Source organism: Kitasatospora sp. NPDC002965 (assembly GCF_040611255.1).
GTDB lineage: Bacteria > Actinomycetota > Actinomycetes > Streptomycetales > Streptomycetaceae > Kitasatospora.
On the sequence record NZ_JBEXNT010000146.1, the window covers coordinates 5,633 to 23,105 of the forward strand.

Annotated in this window: 14 protein-coding genes and 1 pseudogene; 8 read left to right on the forward strand and 7 right to left on the reverse strand. The window is 73.0% G+C overall.

Annotated features, from left to right (window positions below; genetic code table 11):
- Nucleotides 1–279: 279 nt before the first annotated feature.
- Complete coding sequence (locus ABZY91_RS35740; protein ID WP_355407608.1) at nt 280–684, reverse strand: helix-turn-helix domain-containing protein; 405 nt, start codon at nt 682–684, stop codon at nt 280–282.
- 128 nt (nt 685–812) lie between these two features.
- On the opposite strand from ABZY91_RS35740, the gene ABZY91_RS35745 reads away from it, so the two are divergent.
- Entirely contained in the window at nt 813–1,652 is an 840-nt protein-coding gene (locus ABZY91_RS35745) for an NAD(P)H-binding protein (RefSeq protein WP_355407610.1), read from the forward strand.
- Between the two features lie 79 nt (nt 1,653–1,731).
- On the opposite strand, the gene ABZY91_RS35750 is transcribed toward ABZY91_RS35745, so the two are convergent.
- Nucleotides 1,732–2,292, reverse strand: a complete 561-nt coding sequence (locus tag ABZY91_RS35750; RefSeq protein ID WP_329875113.1) for an EF-hand domain-containing protein — start codon at nt 2,290–2,292, stop codon at nt 1,732–1,734.
- 201 nt (nt 2,293–2,493) lie between these two features.
- Here ABZY91_RS35750 and ABZY91_RS35755 point away from each other — a divergent pair, with 201 nt between their 5' ends.
- A complete protein-coding gene (locus ABZY91_RS35755; RefSeq protein ID WP_355407613.1) occupies nt 2,494–4,137 on the forward strand; it encodes a hypothetical protein in 1,644 nt (547 codons plus the stop codon).
- A gap of 116 nt (nt 4,138–4,253) precedes the next feature.
- On the opposite strand, the gene ABZY91_RS35760 is transcribed toward ABZY91_RS35755, so the two are convergent.
- Nucleotides 4,254–4,583 carry a hypothetical protein gene (locus ABZY91_RS35760; RefSeq protein WP_355407615.1) on the reverse strand — a complete coding sequence of 110 codons (330 nt, stop codon included), beginning with the start codon at nt 4,581–4,583 and terminating at the stop codon, nt 4,254–4,256.
- A 518-nt stretch (nt 4,584–5,101) separates the two neighbouring features.
- Between ABZY91_RS35760 and ABZY91_RS35765 the strand changes: the two genes are divergently transcribed.
- Nucleotides 5,102–6,577, forward strand: a complete 1,476-nt coding sequence (locus tag ABZY91_RS35765; RefSeq protein ID WP_355407617.1) for a hypothetical protein — start codon at nt 5,102–5,104, stop codon at nt 6,575–6,577.
- A gap of 306 nt (nt 6,578–6,883) precedes the next feature.
- Here the strand turns inward: ABZY91_RS35765 and ABZY91_RS35770 are convergent, their stop codons facing one another.
- Entirely contained in the window at nt 6,884–8,374 is a 1,491-nt protein-coding gene (locus ABZY91_RS35770) for a hypothetical protein (protein ID WP_355407619.1), read from the reverse strand.
- Nucleotides 8,375–8,889: 515 nt separating this feature from the next.
- Here ABZY91_RS35770 and ABZY91_RS35775 point away from each other — a divergent pair.
- The 3 genes from ABZY91_RS35775 (at nt 8,890) to ABZY91_RS35785 (ending at nt 12,624) form a co-directional block, all read left to right on the forward strand.
- Nucleotides 8,890–10,050 carry a histidine kinase gene (locus ABZY91_RS35775; RefSeq protein WP_355407621.1) on the forward strand — a complete coding sequence of 387 codons (1,161 nt, stop codon included), beginning with the start codon at nt 8,890–8,892 and terminating at the stop codon, nt 10,048–10,050.
- Entirely contained in the window at nt 10,047–10,709 is a 663-nt protein-coding gene (locus tag ABZY91_RS35780; protein ID WP_355407623.1) for a response regulator transcription factor, read from the forward strand. The genes ABZY91_RS35775 and ABZY91_RS35780 overlap by 4 nt, the downstream gene beginning before the upstream one ends.
- 397 nt (nt 10,710–11,106) lie before the next feature.
- The gene (locus tag ABZY91_RS35785; protein WP_355407625.1) at nt 11,107–12,624 is read left to right on the forward strand and encodes a S1 RNA-binding domain-containing protein; all 1,518 of its coding nucleotides are present in this window, start codon (nt 11,107–11,109) and stop codon (nt 12,622–12,624) included.
- A gap of 89 nt (nt 12,625–12,713) precedes the next feature.
- On the opposite strand, the gene ABZY91_RS35790 is transcribed toward ABZY91_RS35785, so the two are convergent.
- The gene (locus tag ABZY91_RS35790; protein WP_355407627.1) at nt 12,714–14,060 is read right to left on the reverse strand and encodes an MFS transporter; all 1,347 of its coding nucleotides are present in this window, start codon (nt 14,058–14,060) and stop codon (nt 12,714–12,716) included.
- A gap of 495 nt (nt 14,061–14,555) precedes the next feature.
- On the opposite strand from ABZY91_RS35790, the gene ABZY91_RS35795 reads away from it, so the two are divergent.
- Entirely contained in the window at nt 14,556–15,074 is a 519-nt protein-coding gene (locus ABZY91_RS35795) for a DUF4240 domain-containing protein (protein WP_355407629.1), read from the forward strand.
- 591 nt (nt 15,075–15,665) lie between these two features.
- Here the strand turns inward: ABZY91_RS35795 and ABZY91_RS35800 are convergent.
- Together ABZY91_RS35800 and ABZY91_RS35805 are read right to left on the reverse strand one after the other, a co-directional pair.
- On the reverse strand, nt 15,666–16,889 hold the full coding sequence (locus tag ABZY91_RS35800) for a phospholipase D-like domain-containing protein (protein WP_355407631.1): 1,224 nt from the start codon (nt 16,887–16,889) through the stop codon (nt 15,666–15,668).
- Between the two features lie 201 nt (nt 16,890–17,090).
- Nucleotides 17,091–17,264, reverse strand: coding sequence for a CsbD family protein (locus ABZY91_RS35805; RefSeq protein ID WP_329949018.1), 174 nt, complete (start codon nt 17,262–17,264; stop codon nt 17,091–17,093).
- Nucleotides 17,265–17,396: 132 nt separating this feature from the next.
- Here ABZY91_RS35805 and ABZY91_RS35810 point away from each other — a divergent pair.
- Nucleotides 17,397–17,473: pseudogene (locus tag ABZY91_RS35810) on the forward strand (hydrophobic protein); the annotation flags it as partial.

The following is a 17,473-nucleotide window of genomic DNA, read 5'->3' on the forward strand; positions in this document are numbered from 1 at the left end:
CGGCGCGCACCCCCGCCGCCCCCCCCCCCGCCCCCCCGCCCCGGCCCCCCGCGGGCCCGGGGGCCGCGTCGTGCCCCGACGCGACCGGCCGTATCGGCGCCCCGGATCCGGAGCGCCGTCCTTGAACGCGACCGGCTGGCGCCACGATCCGCGCGTACCGGCGGCGGGCGGAGAGGTTGGCGCACGCAGATCCTGTGGGCCCCGCGGTGGGGGAGACCCGCGACCACATCTGGCGGGGCGAGCGGGGCGATCGCTTCCTCACCGGCTTACCCGACGTGTCTACGACCGGGGTCGTGATCCATCGGCGGGCGTCCGGTCGGCGCTGCCCGGCGGCAGCCACCGGGTGATCCGGTCGAACAGTTCCAGCAGTGGCTCGCCGACGTCCCGGCCGAACTCGGTCAGCCCGTAGGTGACCTGAGGCGGCGTGGTCGGCTCGACCGTCCGCCACACCAGGCCGTCCTGGACCAGCGCGCGCAGGGTCTGCGCGAGCATCTTCTCGCTGATGCCCCGGATGCTGTCGCGCAGCTCGTAGAACCGCAGGTCGTTGCCCTGAAGGGAGATCAGCACCCAGACCCCCCATCGGCTGGTCACGTGGTCGACCGTGTCGCGTGCCGCGCAGTCGGTGTGAAACACCTCATATCGCTTGCCGGTGTCACTGCGCCCTGGCTGCAAGCCTTCCGTCATGTACGGAGCTTACCTTCAGGTATGTCCTTACCAGTGGTAAGCCCGCTGTCCTAGCGTCAGCACCGCACAGCAGCACGTGCACACGAGCGCAGGACATCGAGCGCAGGACATCGAGCGAGGAGCTGATCATGATCGTGGTGACCGGGGCCACCGGAAACATCGGCCGGCCGCTGACGCGGGCACTGGCCGGGGCGGGAGAACAGGTGACGGCGGTTTCGCGGCACGCGGCGCCCGCGCCGGACGGCGTCCGGCACGTCGTAGCCGATCTGGCCGAGCCGGCCGCTCTGGAGCCCGCGCTCGCCGGGGCGAAGGCGTTGTTCCTGCTGCTGTCGGGCGACCTGCACGGCCCCGGGACAGCCCCGGCCGACGTCGTCGGCCGAGCAGTGGCGGCCGGGGTCCGGCGCATCGTGCTGCTCTCCACGCAGGGCGTGTCCACCAGGCCGTTCGGCCCGACCCGGATCGCGATGCGGGCACTGGAGGAGCTCGTCCGGGAGTCCGCCCCGGAGTGGGCGATCCTGCGGCCGGGCGGCTTCGCCTCCAACGTGCTGTGGTGGGCCGAGTCCATCCGGACGCGGCGGACCGTCGTGGCCCCGTTCGGCGACATCGGCGCGCCGGTCGTCGACCCGACGGACATCGCCGACGTCGCGGCGGCCTGCCTGCTGGAGGACCGGCACCTCGGCGGCGTGTACGAGCTGACCGGCCCGGAGGTGATCAGCCCGCGCGGGCAGGCACAGGCCATCTCCGCCGCACTGGGCTCGCCCCTGCGGTTCCACGAGCTCACCCGCGACGAGGCCAGGACCGCGATGGCCCGAAGCATGCCGGTGGAACTCGCCGACGACACCCTCGACATCCTCGGCGCCCCGAACGGGGCCGAACTGCGCATCAGCCCGGCCGTCCGGCAGGTGCTCGGCCGTCCCGCGCGTACCTTCGCCGACTGGGCCGACCGCCACGTCGCCGCGTTCCGCTGAGGATGGGGTGAGGGGTGCCCCCCGTCCCTCCGGACGTCGCAGGGTGCCGCAGGCAGCCTCCCGCCGGGGCCGGCCGGGTCTAGTTCAGCGCGTCGCCGAAGAGGAAGTTGCCGACGTGGTGCGGGTCGGTGGAGGTGTAGAAGCCGCGGAAGGCCGACAGCACCTCGGCTTCCGACAGCACTCCGTCCCGGTCGGTGTCCAGCTTCTCGAACGCGAACCGTGCGGCCGGCTCGGTGGAGCCGAAGGCGCGCTGGAAGTCCCAGAACTCCGCTGCCGAGATCCGCCCGTCCCGGTCCCGGTCCATCAGCCGGAACACCGCGTGCGCCGCCGGAGCCAGTACGTCGTCGAACGCGCCCGGTGCCTGGGCCAGCAACCGCATCCCGGCCCGGTACTCGTGCCGCTGGATCTTCCGGTCCCTGTTGGTGTCGAGGTCCGCAACCAGGGCGCGCCACCAGCCCTGGGCCGCGGCCAGCATCGCCGTCGCCTCCGGTGCGTCGAACGCCGCCCCCGAGGCGTCGATCACCCGCGACGCGAGCCCCAGGATGTCCGTCGCGTCGATCACCCCGTCCCTGTCGAGGTCGGCCTGCCCGAAGCAGACGTCGATCTTGCGGTCCAGCAGGGCGTCGGCGGCGGTGGTCATGGCGGGTTCCTCGTTCCGTGGGTGCGGGTGGTGCGGTGCCCGGTGAGCCTAGGCAGTGGCGTTCACGAGGTGCAACCGCGAGGCCACGTACGCGTGATCGGACAGCTGATCGCACCGCGCGCGACCGCCCGGGGTTCGAGGCCGGCTCGCCCGGGTGCCCCGGGTTCATGGCCGGCCGGGTCGGGTGACAGCATCGGACACATGTTCCAGCCCGCACCCCCACTGCCTACGGCCGCGCCGCTCACCGCCGAGGCCGCGGAGCGCTGGCACGCCGCCCGTGCGGCCCACCGCTGGGACAGCCGCTGGCTGGTCCTGCTGCCGGTGGCCCTGTTCGTGCTGGTCGCCGCCCGGGCCGACGGCCTCGACGTGGCCGGTGCCCCGCGCTGGTACGAGTCGGCGGACGTGGTGCTCGCGGCCCTGGTGGCCCAGGCGTTGGCGCTGCTGGCCCGCCCCAGGGGGCTGCCGCTGACGGCGCTCGCCCTGATTCCGGTGGGCTGGTACGTCCCGGGCGTCCCCGACGAGTTGACCCGGTGGGCGCTGACGCTCGCACAGACGGCCCTGGCGGCCCTGCTGATCACCGCCGCCCTCGGCCGTCAGCGGGCCCGGCAGCAGCTCACCGACCTCATGGGCCCCGAGGTGCCGTACCCCTGGACGGCCGCGGGCCAGCCCTCCCCGTTCGCCGAGCACCCCGTCCGGCCGGTCGGGCGCCGGGTGGTCGGCCTGGTGCTGCTCGGCCCGGCGGTGACGGCTCCGCTGTTCGACCCGAGCCTGCTCGTGACGGCAACCGGGGTCGGCGGGACCGGCGTGATCCTGCTGGCCTCCGCCGCCAAGGCGGTCCGGGTCCGGCACTCACTGACCGAACGCCCCGGCGCGCCCGCTGTGCGCGTCCTGTTCCAGTTCGACGGCGGCCCGAAGGCCGGGCCGTTCTTCGGCGGCCCGCGCTGGGAGCTGACGCTGCGCGAGCAGCACACCTGGGCGGACGGCCGTTGGGGCGGGGAGGGCATAGCCGACGAGGACGACGACGACGACGAGGACGACGACGAGGGCGAGACCGATGGCGAGGAGGCGTACGGCCCGGTCGCCGGCCCGCCCCTGCCCGCTCTGCTCTACCAGGGCCCGGACGGCCCCTACGCCCAGTTGCTGGTCCTGCCCCCGGAGGACGACCCGGGAACCGGGAACCCGGGCACGACCGGCGCGTGGACGGCCGTCGTCTGCGCCCCCGAAGTCCGGCCGGCCGGCCCCGCCGCTGCCGGGGACCCCGCCGCCCCCGCCGACCCGGGGGCCCCTGCCGAAACCCCGACCGTGCCGATGGCCGCCGGGGTGTGGGAGATGCCGCGTCCGCTGCGCCTGTTGTGCGGACCGGCTGCCGCGGTACTGCTGGCCGTCCTGGGCGTGCTGCGCGCCGAGTCCGGCTGGTGGAGCGGGCTGCTGCAGCCCCTGCTCATCGGTGGCATCGCACTGGTCGGTGTCGTCTCCCGGCTCGGCTGGCAGGCCGCCGTCGACCGTGACGGCGTGACGGTGTCCGCCGGCCTCGCCCGTCGCCGGGCGGGCTGGGAGGAGATCACCGCGGCCACGGCCGAGGGCGGCCGGCTGTCCGTCACTGTCCGCGACGCCGGTGCCCTGGAGTTCGGCGGCCGGGTCGCCTCCTGGTTCGGCGTCCAGGGGTTCGACGCCGCCGCCCTTGCCGCCGGTGTCGGCCATGCCACCCGTCACCCGGAACTCCGCCCCCGGGAATCCCGCCCCGGCCCGCTCGGCCACCCGGACCTGCTCGTCAACCGGATCTCCCTGACGGCCTATCTGGTCTTCACCGTGCTGCACTTCCTGGCTGTCCGGGGCGGTCTCTAGCCCTGCCGTGCGGTCGGTGCCGGGGCCCTGGCCCGGGGACACCCGGGCCCGGGACGGCGCGCGGTGAGTCGGGCTGACCGGCCCCTCGGTGGCACCGGGTGCCGAAGCGTGGGACGTCACTCGACCACGGGGTCACCGCCCCGTCGCTCGCAGCCGAGGACTCCGACGACGGTCAGCTTCCCCGGTAGGTCCGGGTCGTCGGCCGAGCCGAGGAGCGCGCACTGCCAGACGGTGCCGGATTCCTTGTCCTCGATACTTCCCGCGCCTTCGTAGCCGCTCGGACCGCCCGTGCAGCCCGAACCGGCCACGCGGTTGATGTCGTCGACCAGGACCGCTTGGCAGGTGTAGGCGGGCTCCGGCGCGGCGCTCGCCGAGCCGACGGCAGGGAGTGCAACCGCGGCGAGGAACGTGAGCGTGACCGTGCCGCGGGTGAGGTGGGTGCGCATGTCGTCTCCTGGGCGAAGCGGGTGGATGCAGGTAGCGCCGATCCAATCAGCCGCCACGCGTGTGGAGCCGGGAAGCACCAGGTCGTGGGCGTTTCACCGAACACCGCCCGGTACCGGTGGCCGGGTCGGCGAGCTGCCGAAGCACGGGAGGCAGCGGGGGCCGCCCGTCTGCCGGCCGTTCCCGCTTGTCCGACTTCTGCCGCCGCGCCCCGCCGTTCCGGCCGCACGGGGTCTCTCACCGGGTGCTCCGCCATGGGCGGAGTTCCCCGATTCCGTGAGCGGGGCGTGCGGGTGACGTCCCGTTCGGAGGGCCGGTCCCAGGGCGGAGCGTGCGCGACTGGTGCACCGGTCCCGGGACATACGCGGGACCACGGCCTCATGTGGGTACCGCGGTGAATTCCTAACGTAGGAGCACGCGTTGAGCGATCGGTCCGGGGCTCCGGCCCGGCGCTCCCCGCCCATCGGGCCGGGTCCCTTCCCGGCTCGTGTGTTCGACACAGAACCACCGGAGGTCCCAGATGAGTTGGAACCAGTTCGTGCTTGCGTCGGCCGGCGGTTCGTCGCTGTCGAGCCGGGTCGCCGCGGTCTCCCGGATCGACGGAAGCATGGAGGTTTGGTGGGTCGCCTCGGACGGCTCGGTCCAGGGGGCGTACTGGTACGACGGGTCGCCGTGGCGGCGCTACCAGCTCGCGCCGCCCGGCAGCGCCTCCGCCAACGGCGGCATCGCGGCCGTCTCGCGCATCCCCGGGAGCATGGAGGTCTTCTTCGTCGGCGGGAACGGTTCGGTGCAGGACCGGTTCTGGTACGAGGGCGGCACGTGGCAGGGGTTCGAGTTGGCCCCGCCCGGAAGTGCCTCCGTCACCGGCGGCATCGCGGCCGTCTCGCGCATCCCCGGCAGTATGGAGGTCTTCTTCGTCGGGGCCAACGGCTCCGTGCAGGACCGGTACTGGTACGAGGGAAGTGCCTGGCAGGGGTTCGAACTCTCGGCCCCCGGAACCGCGTCGACCATCGGGGGGATCGCTGCGGTCTCGCGCATCCCCGGGAGCATGGAGGTCTTCTTCGTCGGCGGGAACGGTTCGGTGCAGGACCGGTTCTGGTACGAGGGCGGCACGTGGCAGGGGTTCGAGCTCTCCCCTCCGGGCAGTGCGGCCAGCACCGGCGGCGTCGCTGCGGTCTCGCGGATTCCCGGCAGTATGGAGGTCTTCTTCGTCGGCGGGAACGGTTCGGTGCAGGACCGGTTCTGGTACGAGGGCGGCACGTGGCAGGGGTTCGAGCTGGCTCCCGCCGGTAGTGCCTCCACCCACACCGGTGTCGCTGTGGTCTCGCGGATTCCCGGCAGTATGGAGGTCTGGTTCGTCGGGCCCAACGGCTCGGTGCAGGACCGGTTCTGGTACGAGGGAAGTGCCTGGCAGGGGTTCGAGCTGGCCCCGCCCGGCAGTGCCTCCGTCACCAGCGGCATCGCGGCCGTCTCCCGGATCCCCGGGAGCATGGAGCTCTGGTTCGTCGGTGGCGACGCCTCCGTCCGGGACCACTTCTGGTACGACACGTCGAGCAGGAACTTCGACCAGGACGTCACCACCGACATCGCGATCGGAGGTTCGGCGCACGTCGTGATGCGCCAGGACGGCTTCTTCTCGTTCAGCACGCACGCGCACGACAGCGGCTTCGACAACATCGACTACACGATCAGCGCCGCCGTGATGACGCCGGACGGGACCGTGTTCACCTTCCAGCACTCCGGCCACACCGAGGGAACCGTCGCAGGCCTCCCCTTCGGCACGCCGGACCGCAACGACGACTTCACGTTCGTGGGCAACAACCCGCAGATCACCGAGAAGTGGGACGGCATCCTCCACGGCACCTTCAAGGCCGACCTGGATGCGACGGACACCCTCGCGGCCGGCGTCACGGGAGCCCTCGGCGACCTCGTGAAGGCGATCGTGTCCGCGGCGGGCAAGGCCGCGGCCGAGGCGGTCATCAAGCTCGTGTCCTGACCCCCGGACCGCCCTGACCCCAAGCGCCCCGGGCCGCCCCGCTCCGAACCGCCGCGCCCCGGGCCGGCCCGCCCCGAACCGCCGGCCCGGCTCCGTTCCCAGGAGCCGGGCCGGTGCGCGGTGCCACCAGGGGTCCTTGTGTCCCCCGACCCGGGTGGTGTCGCTCTGCCCGGCGCGCTCGTCGTGATTCCCGAGGGTGACCAAGGGTCTGGCGGGAACGGGGGAACGAACGGGAACGGGCCCGGCGTGGTGCCGTGGGCCCGTTCCGTTCTCGCCCGGAGGCCGTACGTGTCCCGCGACGGCTGATCAGGGCCGCTGGACGGGGCGGTGGACGGTGAGGTCGCCGTAGGCCGGCAGGACGCCCGCCAGGTCGCCGGGCTTCTCCTTCAGGACGGTGTCGAGGAAGGCGAGGGTGGCTGCGGCGACGATGCGCGGGCTCTCGGTGCGGCCCAGGGAGCCGACGATCGCGGGCACGGGCGGCAGGTACAGGGGGCCGTCCATGAACGTGAGGTGCGCGGCGCCGGGGACGGTGAGCCGGTAGCTCGTCGCGGTGGCGGACCCGAGGGCCTCGGTGAGGCGGGGGAGGTAGCGCGAGTCGGTTCCGGGGGTGACGGCCTGGGTGAGTGCGAGCGCCGGCTGGGTGAGCGAGGGGGAGGTGGGGCCGTGGGGGTAGCCGTCGAGATCGACGACGGCGTCGAACCGGCGATCGTTCCGGGCCGCCTGCAGCGCGGCGGCGCCACCCATGGAGTGGCCGGTCACCGCGGCCCGGCCGGTGTCCAGACGTCCGTTCAGCGGGTCGGTGGTCTCACCCCGGTCCAGACCCTCCAACCGGGTGAGGACGAAGCCGAGGTCGGCGGCCCGGACCGCCGTCCAGCCGGCGGCCAGCTCCTCGTCCTTGTCCCGGTCGCCGCTGGAGGAGATCTCGGTGGTGATCGTCCGGCCGTCGGCGAGGACGACGGCGGAGGAGTCGTACGGGTGGTCGAGGGCGGCGACCACATAGCCGTGGCTGGCCAGTTCCTCCGCCCAGGCGGTGTTCTGGGTGCGTACGCCGCCCGACCCGGGAGAGAACAGCACGACGGGGAACCGTCCCCCCGTCCCCTCGACCGGGGCGTCGACGACCGCATGGGTGCGGGCACGCGGAACGCCGTCGATCAGGAAGCCCGGTAGGCCGACCCCGTGGGCGAGGGCGTCGGAGACGGTGCGCGCCTCCTGCTCCGTGCGTCCGAGGTACTGGGCGCGCTGCGTCCCTGCGGGGCTCTTCCGGGCGGGGTACCAGAGCTGGACCACGACGGTGCGCAGGTCGTCCGGATCGGCGGTGAAGGTCTCGGGGCGGCGCGGGTCGGTCCACTGCACCACGCGGGTGCCGACCGCGAAGTCGCCGGACGGTTCGGGGAACACGGGTACGGGGAAGGCCCAGGCGGCCACCGGGCCGCAGGAGATCAGACCGATGCAGACCGCCGATCCCGGCAACGCCAGCCACCAGCGGGCCCGCCACGCCGGCCTGGCGGTTCGGCGTCGCAGCAGGGGAGAGACGGCGAAGGGCAGCGCGAGGGCGGCGCCCGCCAGGACCGGCACTACCTGCCAGCGGATCCCCGCCGCACTCACGACCGTCGCGGACAGCAGGAGGAGCGCGCCCGCCGCGATCGTGACGCGTGGGCGGGCGGCGGGGGGTATCCAGCGCGCCACCACCAGGACGACGGCACCCAGTACGGCAAGGACTTCCGGAAGGGACATGTTCAGCCCCGGGATGATCTCGTTCACCCGGCCATACTCGGCGCCGGGCATGCGTCGCCACATCGCTCCCGGGTCGCCGCCGTGTGCGACCGGGGTCGCAATCCGCGGCGGGTCCGCGTGCCACCTGAGCAGCAGTCGAGCACGCCGGACGGGTGGCCGCTTTGCGACCCCGGGAGGTGACGGGACTCCTCCTGGGGTCGTACGTCGCCACGACTCCCTCCGACGGTGGACTCATGTGCTCCGTGGGGCCGGCGGCCTACGGTGGCAGGGCTGCGGTACGTGCCGGGCAGCGCGAGGCGCACGTTCCCCGTGACCCGCCCCGATCCGGTGGTGCGCGCCGGCGGCCCCGGCCGGGGCCGCCCTTGATGCCGAATCGACAGGGACGTGTGATGACCGAGGTGGCTGCGGAACCCGGCAAGGCCCACCGGGTACGCCACCGTGACCGGGACCACACCCGTGACCGGGACCAGGTGCGGGACCGTGTACGGGTGCGGGACCGGGTGCCGGTGCGACGGGCGCGGGCAGGCTCCCGGCCCCCCGGGGACACCGGCCCGACCTCCGCACGAGCGGAGCGACCGGTGACGGCAGCCAGGCGCTGGGGCTCCCGGCTGCCGCCCACGGCATGGGACTCGCTGCTGCCGACGCTCCTCCTCCTCAACGTCGTCACCACCCGTGCGCCGCAGGAACTGCCGACCGACCTGGCCCTCACCGCCGCCCTCGCGCTGCCCCTGGTGTGGCGACGCCGGGCCCCGCTCACCGTGTTCGGCGCCGTGACGGCGGCAGCCTTCGTCCAACTGCTGGTGGACGTCCAACTGCCCGCCGACATCGCCCTGCTGGTGGCCCTCTACACGGCGGCCGCGCACACGGGCCGGCGCGGCACGCTCGTCGCCGCCGCCGTCGTGGAGGCAGGCGCCCTTCTGGCCTGCCTGCGCTGGGCCTCGGAAGGCGCGTTCCTCACCCCCTTCGTCGCGCTCACCGCGATGGCCGTCGCCGCCGCCGTCCTCGGGGTGAACGTGCGGACCTCGCGCGCCTTCCTCGCGGCTCTGGAGGAGCGGGCCGCACGCCTGGAGCGGGAACAGGAACAGCAGGCCCGGCTGGCCGTGGCCGAGGAACGGACCCGCATCACCCGGGAGATGCACGACATCGTCACCCACAACCTGTCCGTCATGGTCGCGCTCACCGACGCCGCCGTCTACGCGCAGCACCGGGCACCCGACAAGACCACCACCGCGATGCTCCAGGTCTCCGAGACGGGCCGCCAGGCCCTGACCGACATGCGGCGCTCGCTGGGCCTCCTGCGGACCGACGAACCGGACGCCGAGCGCCACCCGCTGCCGGGCATCGCCCAACTGGAGACCCTCGCGGACCAGATGTGCACAGCCGGGCTGCCGACCCGCCTCGAAGTCCGGGGCGGCCACGCCCACATCCCCGCCACCGCCCAACTCACCGTCTACCGCCTGGTACAGGAAGCCTTGACCAACGCCCTCAAGCACACCCCCACCGGCACCCACGCGACGGTCCGGATACAGTGCTCGGCCGAGACCGTCACCGTGGACGTCACCGACAGCGGTCCCGGCCGGCCGCCCGGCGCCGCGACACCCTCCGGCCACGGCATCCCCGGCATGCGCGAGCGTGCGACCGCCTACGGGGGGAGGCTGCGGGCCGGACCGCTCCCGGGCGGCGGCTGGGGAGTCCACACCCGTCTCCTCCTCGACAGCAGCGGAGCGGCGTCCGCATGACGATCCGCATCCTGATCGCCGACGACGAGGCGCTGCTCCGGATGGCCTTCGGCACGGTCCTGGAGGCCCAGCCCGACATGGCACCGGTCGGCGAAGCCGCGGACGGCCTCCAGGCCGTCCGCCTCGCCCGGGAACTGCGCCCCGACGTCGTCCTCATGGACGTCCGGATGCCCGGGACCGACGGGATCGAGGCGACCCGGCAGGTCATCGAGGTCTCCCCGCAGACCAGGGTGCTGATCCTCACCACCTTCGACCTGGACGAGTACGCCTTCGCCGGACTCAACGCGGGAGCCTCGGGCTTCCTGCTGAAGAACACCAGGCCCGAGGAGTTCCTCACCGCGATACGCAGCATCGCCGCAGGCGACGCGGTGGTCTCCCCGCGGATCACCCGACGCCTGCTGGAGAGCCTCCGCCCACACCTGCCCGACGGCGGCAGCACCGAGTGCGACGAGCGGCTCGGCCGGCTGAGCGCCCGTGAACGCGAGGTGCTCGTCCAGGTGGGCCGCGGCCTGTCCAACACCGAGATCGCGGCCACCCTCTACCTCGCGGAGGCGACCGTGAAGTCCCATCTGGGGCGCATCCTGCACAAGCTCGAACTCCGCGACCGGATACAGGCCGTGGTCTTCGCCTACGAGAGCCGCCTCATCCACCCGGCGTGACACGGTTCACTCGGCGTGACCTCGGCGCCGCAGCCCCGACGGCGACGTCCTCGGCCCGTGGTGTCGGCCCGTGGTGACCGGGAGGGCCCTCAAGTGCGGTGCACCGAACGGCGGCTGCGGATCGTGATCACGGTCGTCCGGACGGGGTCTGCCGCGGCTGCCGGAGTCTGCCGGAGTCTGCCGGTGTCTGCCGGGGATGATCGGCGCCGAGCGGGCGTGGCGGTTCCCCCGAGGGCGTCGGACCGGCTGGAGCGCCCGACCCGTCGGGTCCGGCAGGATGGCCCGATGAGCTCCTACCGTCGACGCCGGCAGTTCCTCTCCCACCCCGACGCGGGCGCGGACGCCTTGGACAGTGGCCGCGCCGCGGTCGCGTGCCCGACCGCCGTGGGGCAGTGACGTGCTCCCGTACGTGTATCGGATCACCAAGTACGACCCCTCGGACCGCGACGAGCGGGGCTACTACACGGGGACACAGGAAGCGGTCAGCGACCACGGGCTCGTGGAGGCCGCCTACCTCCAGGCGGTTGCCGCCTTCGCCGAGGACAGCGGTGTGCGGCACCTGGCGGTCCGTGAGCCCCAGGCCCCGCTCGGGTTCGTGCACTTCGGCGCGGAGTCGGCGGTCGAGGACGGCGGTCTCGCCGGACTCTTCCCGTCCGACCTGACCGGCTTCCACGACGGGGCGCAGGTGACGGTGCCGTTCGGTCTGGAGCTGGTGCGGGCGATGCTGCGCGACAGCGGCGCCTGGTGCCGCCTGGAGGTCGAGGGCACCTTCGCCGTGCACGTCGGCTGGGACCAGTACGTGTACGTGGGCAGCAACGTGCCCTGCGAAGCGGCACTGGCTCGTACCCGCGAGCTGGGGCTCTTCCCCGAACCGCTGGACGCCTCCCCGTACGAGGCGGTGTTCGAGGAGCCGGGTGAGCAGCGCCCCGCCGACGACGACTTCTGGACGTGGGTGCGCCGGCGCGTGGCGACGCGTGAGGCGGCGCTCCTGGAGGAGATACACGTCGACAACGCCTCCCGCTGGCACCGGATCGGTGACGGTACGCTCGATGCGGTGCGCGCCCGGCTGACCCCGCGGGCCCGTCTCGCCGTCTGGCCGGACCTCTCCACCGATGTCGCCGCGGTGGTGGCCGCCCTCCCGGACGAGGGCCTGGTCGAATGCGTGTGGGAGGACCACGACGGCCGGATCACCGGCATGGTCGCCGACGAGACCGAGTTCACGGCACTGGCCGCCAGGGTCCTCGGCGCACGTGCCGCCGCCGTCCTGCCGACGGACGTCGAGCGGCGCAGCCCGCTGCTCACGGCCGTGCTGCCCGACGAGGACGGCGTCCTGCGGGCCCGGTGGCGTACGGAGCCGACCCCGGGCGATCGGCAGTGGGCCTTCCTGAAGACCCTCGGCCGCGGTCAGGTCGTGACCGGCACCGTCATCGAGATCGCGAGTTTCGGCGTCACGTTCGTCGACATCGGCGGCTTCACTGCGATGATCAACATTCCCGAACTGTCCTGGCGCCCGATCGGTCACCCCTCCGACGTCGTCGTGGTCGGCGGGCAGATCACGGCGGAGGTCCTCGGCGTCGACCTGGCGCGCGAACAGGTACCGCTGTCCCTCAAGGGGCTGCAGGAGGATCCGATGCTGCAGATCGCGCGGCAGGTGGGCCGGACCGTCACCGGAGAGGTCACCAAGGTCGCTCCGGAGGGCCTCTTCGTCCGCATCGAGGACCGGGCGGACGGCTTCCAGGGGCTGGTGCACAACGCCGAACTCGCGCAGCCACCCGCAGACCGGCCCGAGGGCGCCGTCCGGGTCGGGGACGAGCTCGCCGTGATGATCACCGACGTTGATCTCGCGCGGCGCCGGATCACCCTCGCACGCACGCGGGCCTTCGGGCCTGGCGCGCAGGAGGACCGCCACGCCTGACGCGTCGGACGGCCGTCCGGCGTCCCGGCCACCGCTCGGACAGCCGGTCGACCCCGGGCGGGGGAGTGCTGTACCGCCCGGGGGCGGGGCTACTTCTCCGCGGCCCGGCGTTGGGCGGCGGCGAGTACCAGGGCGGCCGTGCAGGCGAGCAGTGCTGCCACGATCACGGCCGCCCAGCCGCGTCGGAAGCCGTCCAGCGCGGCCTGTGGCCCGTCGGGGGTGCCGATCAGGCTGACCGTCAGCGCTACGCCCACCACCGCGCCGATCTGCCGGGCCATCGTGGTGATCGCCGAGCCGGTGGCGAAGCGGGTGGGCGGCAGCGCCGCCGCGGCGGAGCCGACGAGGGTGGGCAGGGTCAGCCCCACGCCCAGGCCGGTGAGCAGCAGTCCGGGCAGCAGTTCGGTGGTGTAGCCGTGCCGGACTCCGATGGTGGCGGTCCACCAGCCGATGCCTGCGGCGAAGAGCAGGGTGCCGAGCGCGGCCAGCCGTCCGGGGCCGAGCCTGCGTACCAGCGCGGCGCTGCCCAGGGCGACCGGCGGTACCAGCAGCGGTCCGGGGGCGATGGCGAGGCCGGTGCGCAGCGCCGAGTACTCCCAGACCTGCTGGCACCACAGGACCGAGGTGAGCAGCATGCCGGCGAAGGCGAGGGTGAACAGCAGCGCTGCGGTGTTGGCGGCGGCGAAGCTGGGCACGCGCAGCAGGGGCAGTTCGATGATGGGGGCGTGGTGGTGCGCCGAGCGGCGCAGGAACCAGCCGGTCAGCAGGGCGGCTGCGAGCAGGCTGCCCAGGACTCGGGGTGAGCCCCAGCCCCATTCGTCGCCCTTGACCAGGGCCACGGCGAGGGTGGCGATGGCGGCGGTGAGCAGTCCGGCGCCGAACAGGTCAGGCAGTGGTCCGTCCTCCTTGCCGCGCAGCCTGGGCAGTACGCGGGCCCCCACGGCGACGGCGGCGATGCCGACCGGGACGTTGGCGAGGAATATCCAGCGCCAGTCGGTCTCGACCAGCAGTCCGCCGAGGACCGGTCCGAGTCCGGCGGCGATCCCGCCGATCGAGGCCCAGGCCCGGACGGCGCCGGGGCGTTCGGCCGGGGGAGTGGCATCGAGCAGCAGCGCCAGTGAGGTCGGCATCAGCGCGGCCGCGCCCGCCGCCTGGACCACCCGGGCGGCGTCGAGCCAACCGACGGACGGGGCGAGCGCGCAGAGCGCGGAGGCGACGGTGAAGACGGTCAGTCCGGCGAGGAACACCGTCCGGTGGCCGATGCGGTCCGCCAGCCGTCCGGCGGGGACCAGCAGCGCGGCGAAGACGATGGCGTAGCCGTTCAGCACCCAGGACAGGGTGGCCAGGCTGCTGCCGTGGAAGTGCTGCTGCATCGCCGGGACGGCGACGTTGACGATGAACAGGTCGAGGTTCGAGACGAAGACCGCGGCGGCGACCACCAGGAACGCGGCCCGGCGGTGGGGCCGGTCCCGGTCGGTCGGTGCGCCTACTGAGTTTGATATTCCAACTATGTCCACGGGGCGGAACGCTAGCGGTAGTGGGTTTGAATCCGCAACCTGGGTGGCGGGTCGGTGGAGCGGTCCCGCACCGTCGCAGCCGCGCGGGCTGCGAGGTCGCGGACGTCCACGGTTCACGGGGGGCGGGGGGCGAACCCGTCGGTGCGGAAGGCGGAGAGTCCTCCTCGTGATCGCGCACACGTGAAGCGCGGTGGCCTCCGTCGGAGGCGGGGCGTTTCTGGTGCTCGGTCCGGTAGTAGGTGAGCTCGTCTCCTCGGCCGGTCCCGGCGAGTTCGAGGACGTCGTGCGGCCGAGGAAGGCCGGGGCGTCGAGGCCGGGCTCCGGTCACCGTGCCCCGGCCTGTCGGACCGACGTGGCAGGATCTGTGCCGGAACACCCCGACGGCCCGACAGCCCGACCGAGAGCGAAGCGCGCCCCGTGAACCCCGTCTCCGAGCAGTACCGGCCCGCCATGTCCTGGGACCGCTTCTGGCAGCTCGTCGAACGGCTCGGGGTGGCCGAGGACGGCCGCGTGAACTGCGCCGACCTGGACGACGCCTGCGAGGACCTCGCCGCCGTCCTTGCCGAGGAGCCGGTCGAGCAGATCCTCGGCTTCGGCGAGCGCATCGCGGAGGCGCTCTTCACCCTCGACCGCGCGGAGTTCGGCACCCTTCCGGTCCTCGGCATGACCGAGCCGGGCGGTTCCCCCTTCCCCCAGTCCGACGACGGCTTCCTCTACTCGCGTGCCGCCGTCGTCGCCGCCGGCCGCCGCACCTACGAGAGCGTCCTCGGCCACCCCGAGCGTTTCGCCCCCTTCACCGACCTGCACGCCGAGGCCGTCCTCTACATCCACGAGGAGGCGTACGAGCAGGCCACCGGCGAGCAGTGCGAGCACGTGACCTTCCACGACTACGAGACCTGCTCGAACGAAGCCGGCTGGCCTAGGGTGTTCGCATGACAGCAACGGGCGCCGGCGCCACTCCAGCCGGCTCTGCCGGCATGCACGGAACGACCTGCCCGCGTTGTGAGGAGGCGGCGGACGTCAGCGTGTTCCGGGAGAACCGCAGGCCGGTCGCCCGGGGCAGGGGCGTTGTCCGGTTCCTGGCCGCGGTGGTCCTCGCGGCCATGGGTGTCGAACTCCTTCTCCGGGGAAACCCGGACGCCGCGGCTGCCGCTCTCGCCGCGTCCGCCCTGTCGGCGGGATGGTGCGCGAAGGCCCTCGCGGTGATCCGTTCCCGGGAGTCGGTCGCGGTTCTGCAGTGTCACCACTGCTCGCTGCGCGCGTCCCTCGGCAGTTGGCCCGGCCCGAACCGGGTGGCCCGGGGGTAGCGAAGCTCGGTCCGCCGGGAACTAGCCTGCCCCCTCGGGTAGTTGGACAGGCCGACCCGGTCGGTCGCCGGCCGCGACGGCGTCCCGGACGTCCCGGCCCCGCGGCAGCGGAGATGCACCCCGGACGAGGTCCGGCGGACACCGGCGCCGTCCGAAGCGCCGCGGAACGGGCGGCTGGAACGGGCGGTTGGAACGGGACCGGGCCGGGCGTGCGAGGGAGTCAGAGGAACCGGCGGATGGGTTGGACGGCCAGTTCGCGGGCCCGCTGCAGGACGGGCCGCCTCTTCCACCGGCCGGCGCTGATCGGCTCGCTCAGCGCGACGTCCTCCTCGAAGTGCTGGTCGAGGACCGCGGTGAACCGCGCGTCGAGGACGGCGAGCATGACCTCCTCGTCGTGGTCGAGGGAGCGGCGGTTGAAGTTGGTCGACCCGATCAGCGAGGCCACGCGGTCGACGGTGATGACCTTGGCGTGCATCATCGTCGGCTGGTACTGGTAGATCTTCACGCCGCAGGCGGTCAGGGCCTCGTAGTGGTGCTGGCCGGCCAGCTGGCAGACCCGCTTGTCGGTGAACGGTCCCGGCAGCAGGATCTCCACCTCCACTCCGCGGCGGGCAGTGGCGCAGAGCAGCTCGATGAAGTAGGTGTCGGGGGAGAAGTACGCGGTGCAGAGCCGGAAGCGTTCCTCGGCGGATTCCAGCATGACCCGCATCAGGGTCTGCATGTCCTGCCAGCCGAAGCTGGCCGAGCCGCGTACGACCTGCACGATCGCGTCGCCCTGCGGGCGGTGGTCGATGAACCGGTCGCGCTCGTCGAAGAGCTCGTCGTGGCACTCCGCCCAGTTCTGTGCGAACGCCGCAGCGAGACCGTCCACGGCAGGCCCGCGGACCTCCACGTGCGTGTCGCGCCACTCGTGCTCGTTGCGCGCGTTGCCGCACCACTCCTCGGCGATTCCCACCCCGCCGGTGAACGCGCTCTCCTCGTCGACGACGAGGACCTTGCGGTGGCAGCGGTGGTTCTGCTTGAGCGGCGAGAGGTACAGCGGCTTGCGGAACCAGGCCACCTGTACGCCGGCCCGCTCCATCGCGCCGAGCTGATCCGCCTCGATCAACCGGCTGCCGAAGCCGTCCAGCAGCAGCCGCACCCGCACGCCGGCCCGGGCCCGCTCGGCGAGCGCCTGGGCGAAGTCACGGGCGATGTCGCCCTTCCAGTACACGAACGTCATCATGTCCACCGTGTGCCGGGCACGGCGGATCCCGGCCAGCATGGCGGCGAAGATCTCGTCCCCGTTGCGCAACGGCGTCAGTGCGTTGCCCTCGGTCGCCGCGATCCCGATCAGGCGCTCCAGGCGCCGGCGTATCCGCGCCGTAGGCTCCTCGGCGGACGGCAGGCCCGGGGCTCCGATGGCCCTCGAATCCGGCTCGGGCGGTTCCTGTGTAATGGTCATGACATCCTCTGGCCCGAACGAGAAGGAAACGGTTGGGGGTAGCCGCGCCCGGTTCGGCGCGGGCCGAACGGCGGGGCCGAACGGCGAGGCGACTGTACCCGGCGACCCGGCCCGGAACCCCGTCCGGACCGCGGACGTGGTGGCGGGCCCCGACCTTGGGTCTGGTCGGGGCCCGCCACCACGAGGTGTCTCGTGGGACGTTCAGTGCTTGAAGGCGTCCTTGAGGTGCTCGCCGGCCTGCTTGGCGTCGCTCTTGGCCTGGTCGGTCCTGCCCTCGTTCTCCAGGCGCTTGTTGCCGGTCAGCTTGCCGACGCCTTCCTTGATCGCGCCCTTGGCCTTCTCGCCGGTGTTCTCGATCTTGTCGCCGGTGCTCATCGTGATCTCCTCGACGTGGTGGCTCGGTGTTGACGTGGGGTCGTCTGCCCTCGTCGGGCGGAAAGATTCCCAGGAATATGAGCTGTTCGGCGGGGCAGCCGGTCCTTCGACACGGACTACGGAGGTCGACTCATGGTTCCGCTTCTCATCGTCCTGCTGCTGGCTCTGCTCCTGTTCGGGGCGGGTTTCGCGGTGAAGATCCTCTGGTG

What these genes read in the sequence shown, in the direction of transcription:
- ABZY91_RS35740 (WP_355407608.1), bottom strand. Translation starts at nt 684, where the DNA reads ATGACGGAAGGCTTGCAGCCAGGGCGCAGTGACACCGGCAAGCGATAT.
- ABZY91_RS35760 (WP_355407615.1), bottom strand. Translation starts at nt 4,583, where the DNA reads ATGCGCACCCACCTCACCCGCGGCACGGTCACGCTCACGTTCCTCGCC.
- ABZY91_RS35745 (WP_355407610.1), top strand. Translation starts at nt 813, where the DNA reads ATGATCGTGGTGACCGGGGCCACCGGAAACATCGGCCGGCCGCTGACG.
- ABZY91_RS35805 (WP_329949018.1), bottom strand. Translation starts at nt 17,264, where the DNA reads ATGAGCACCGGCGACAAGATCGAGAACACCGGCGAGAAGGCCAAGGGC.
- ABZY91_RS35750 (WP_329875113.1), bottom strand. Translation starts at nt 2,292, where the DNA reads ATGACCACCGCCGCCGACGCCCTGCTGGACCGCAAGATCGACGTCTGC.
- ABZY91_RS35780 (WP_355407623.1), top strand. Translation starts at nt 10,047, where the DNA reads ATGACGATCCGCATCCTGATCGCCGACGACGAGGCGCTGCTCCGGATG.
- ABZY91_RS35800 (WP_355407631.1), bottom strand. Translation starts at nt 16,889, where the DNA reads ATGACCATTACACAGGAACCGCCCGAGCCGGATTCGAGGGCCATCGGA.
- ABZY91_RS35770 (WP_355407619.1), bottom strand. Translation starts at nt 8,374, where the DNA reads ATGTGGCGACGCATGCCCGGCGCCGAGTATGGCCGGGTGAACGAGATC.
- ABZY91_RS35755 (WP_355407613.1), top strand. Translation starts at nt 2,494, where the DNA reads ATGTTCCAGCCCGCACCCCCACTGCCTACGGCCGCGCCGCTCACCGCC.
- ABZY91_RS35765 (WP_355407617.1), top strand. Translation starts at nt 5,102, where the DNA reads ATGAGTTGGAACCAGTTCGTGCTTGCGTCGGCCGGCGGTTCGTCGCTG.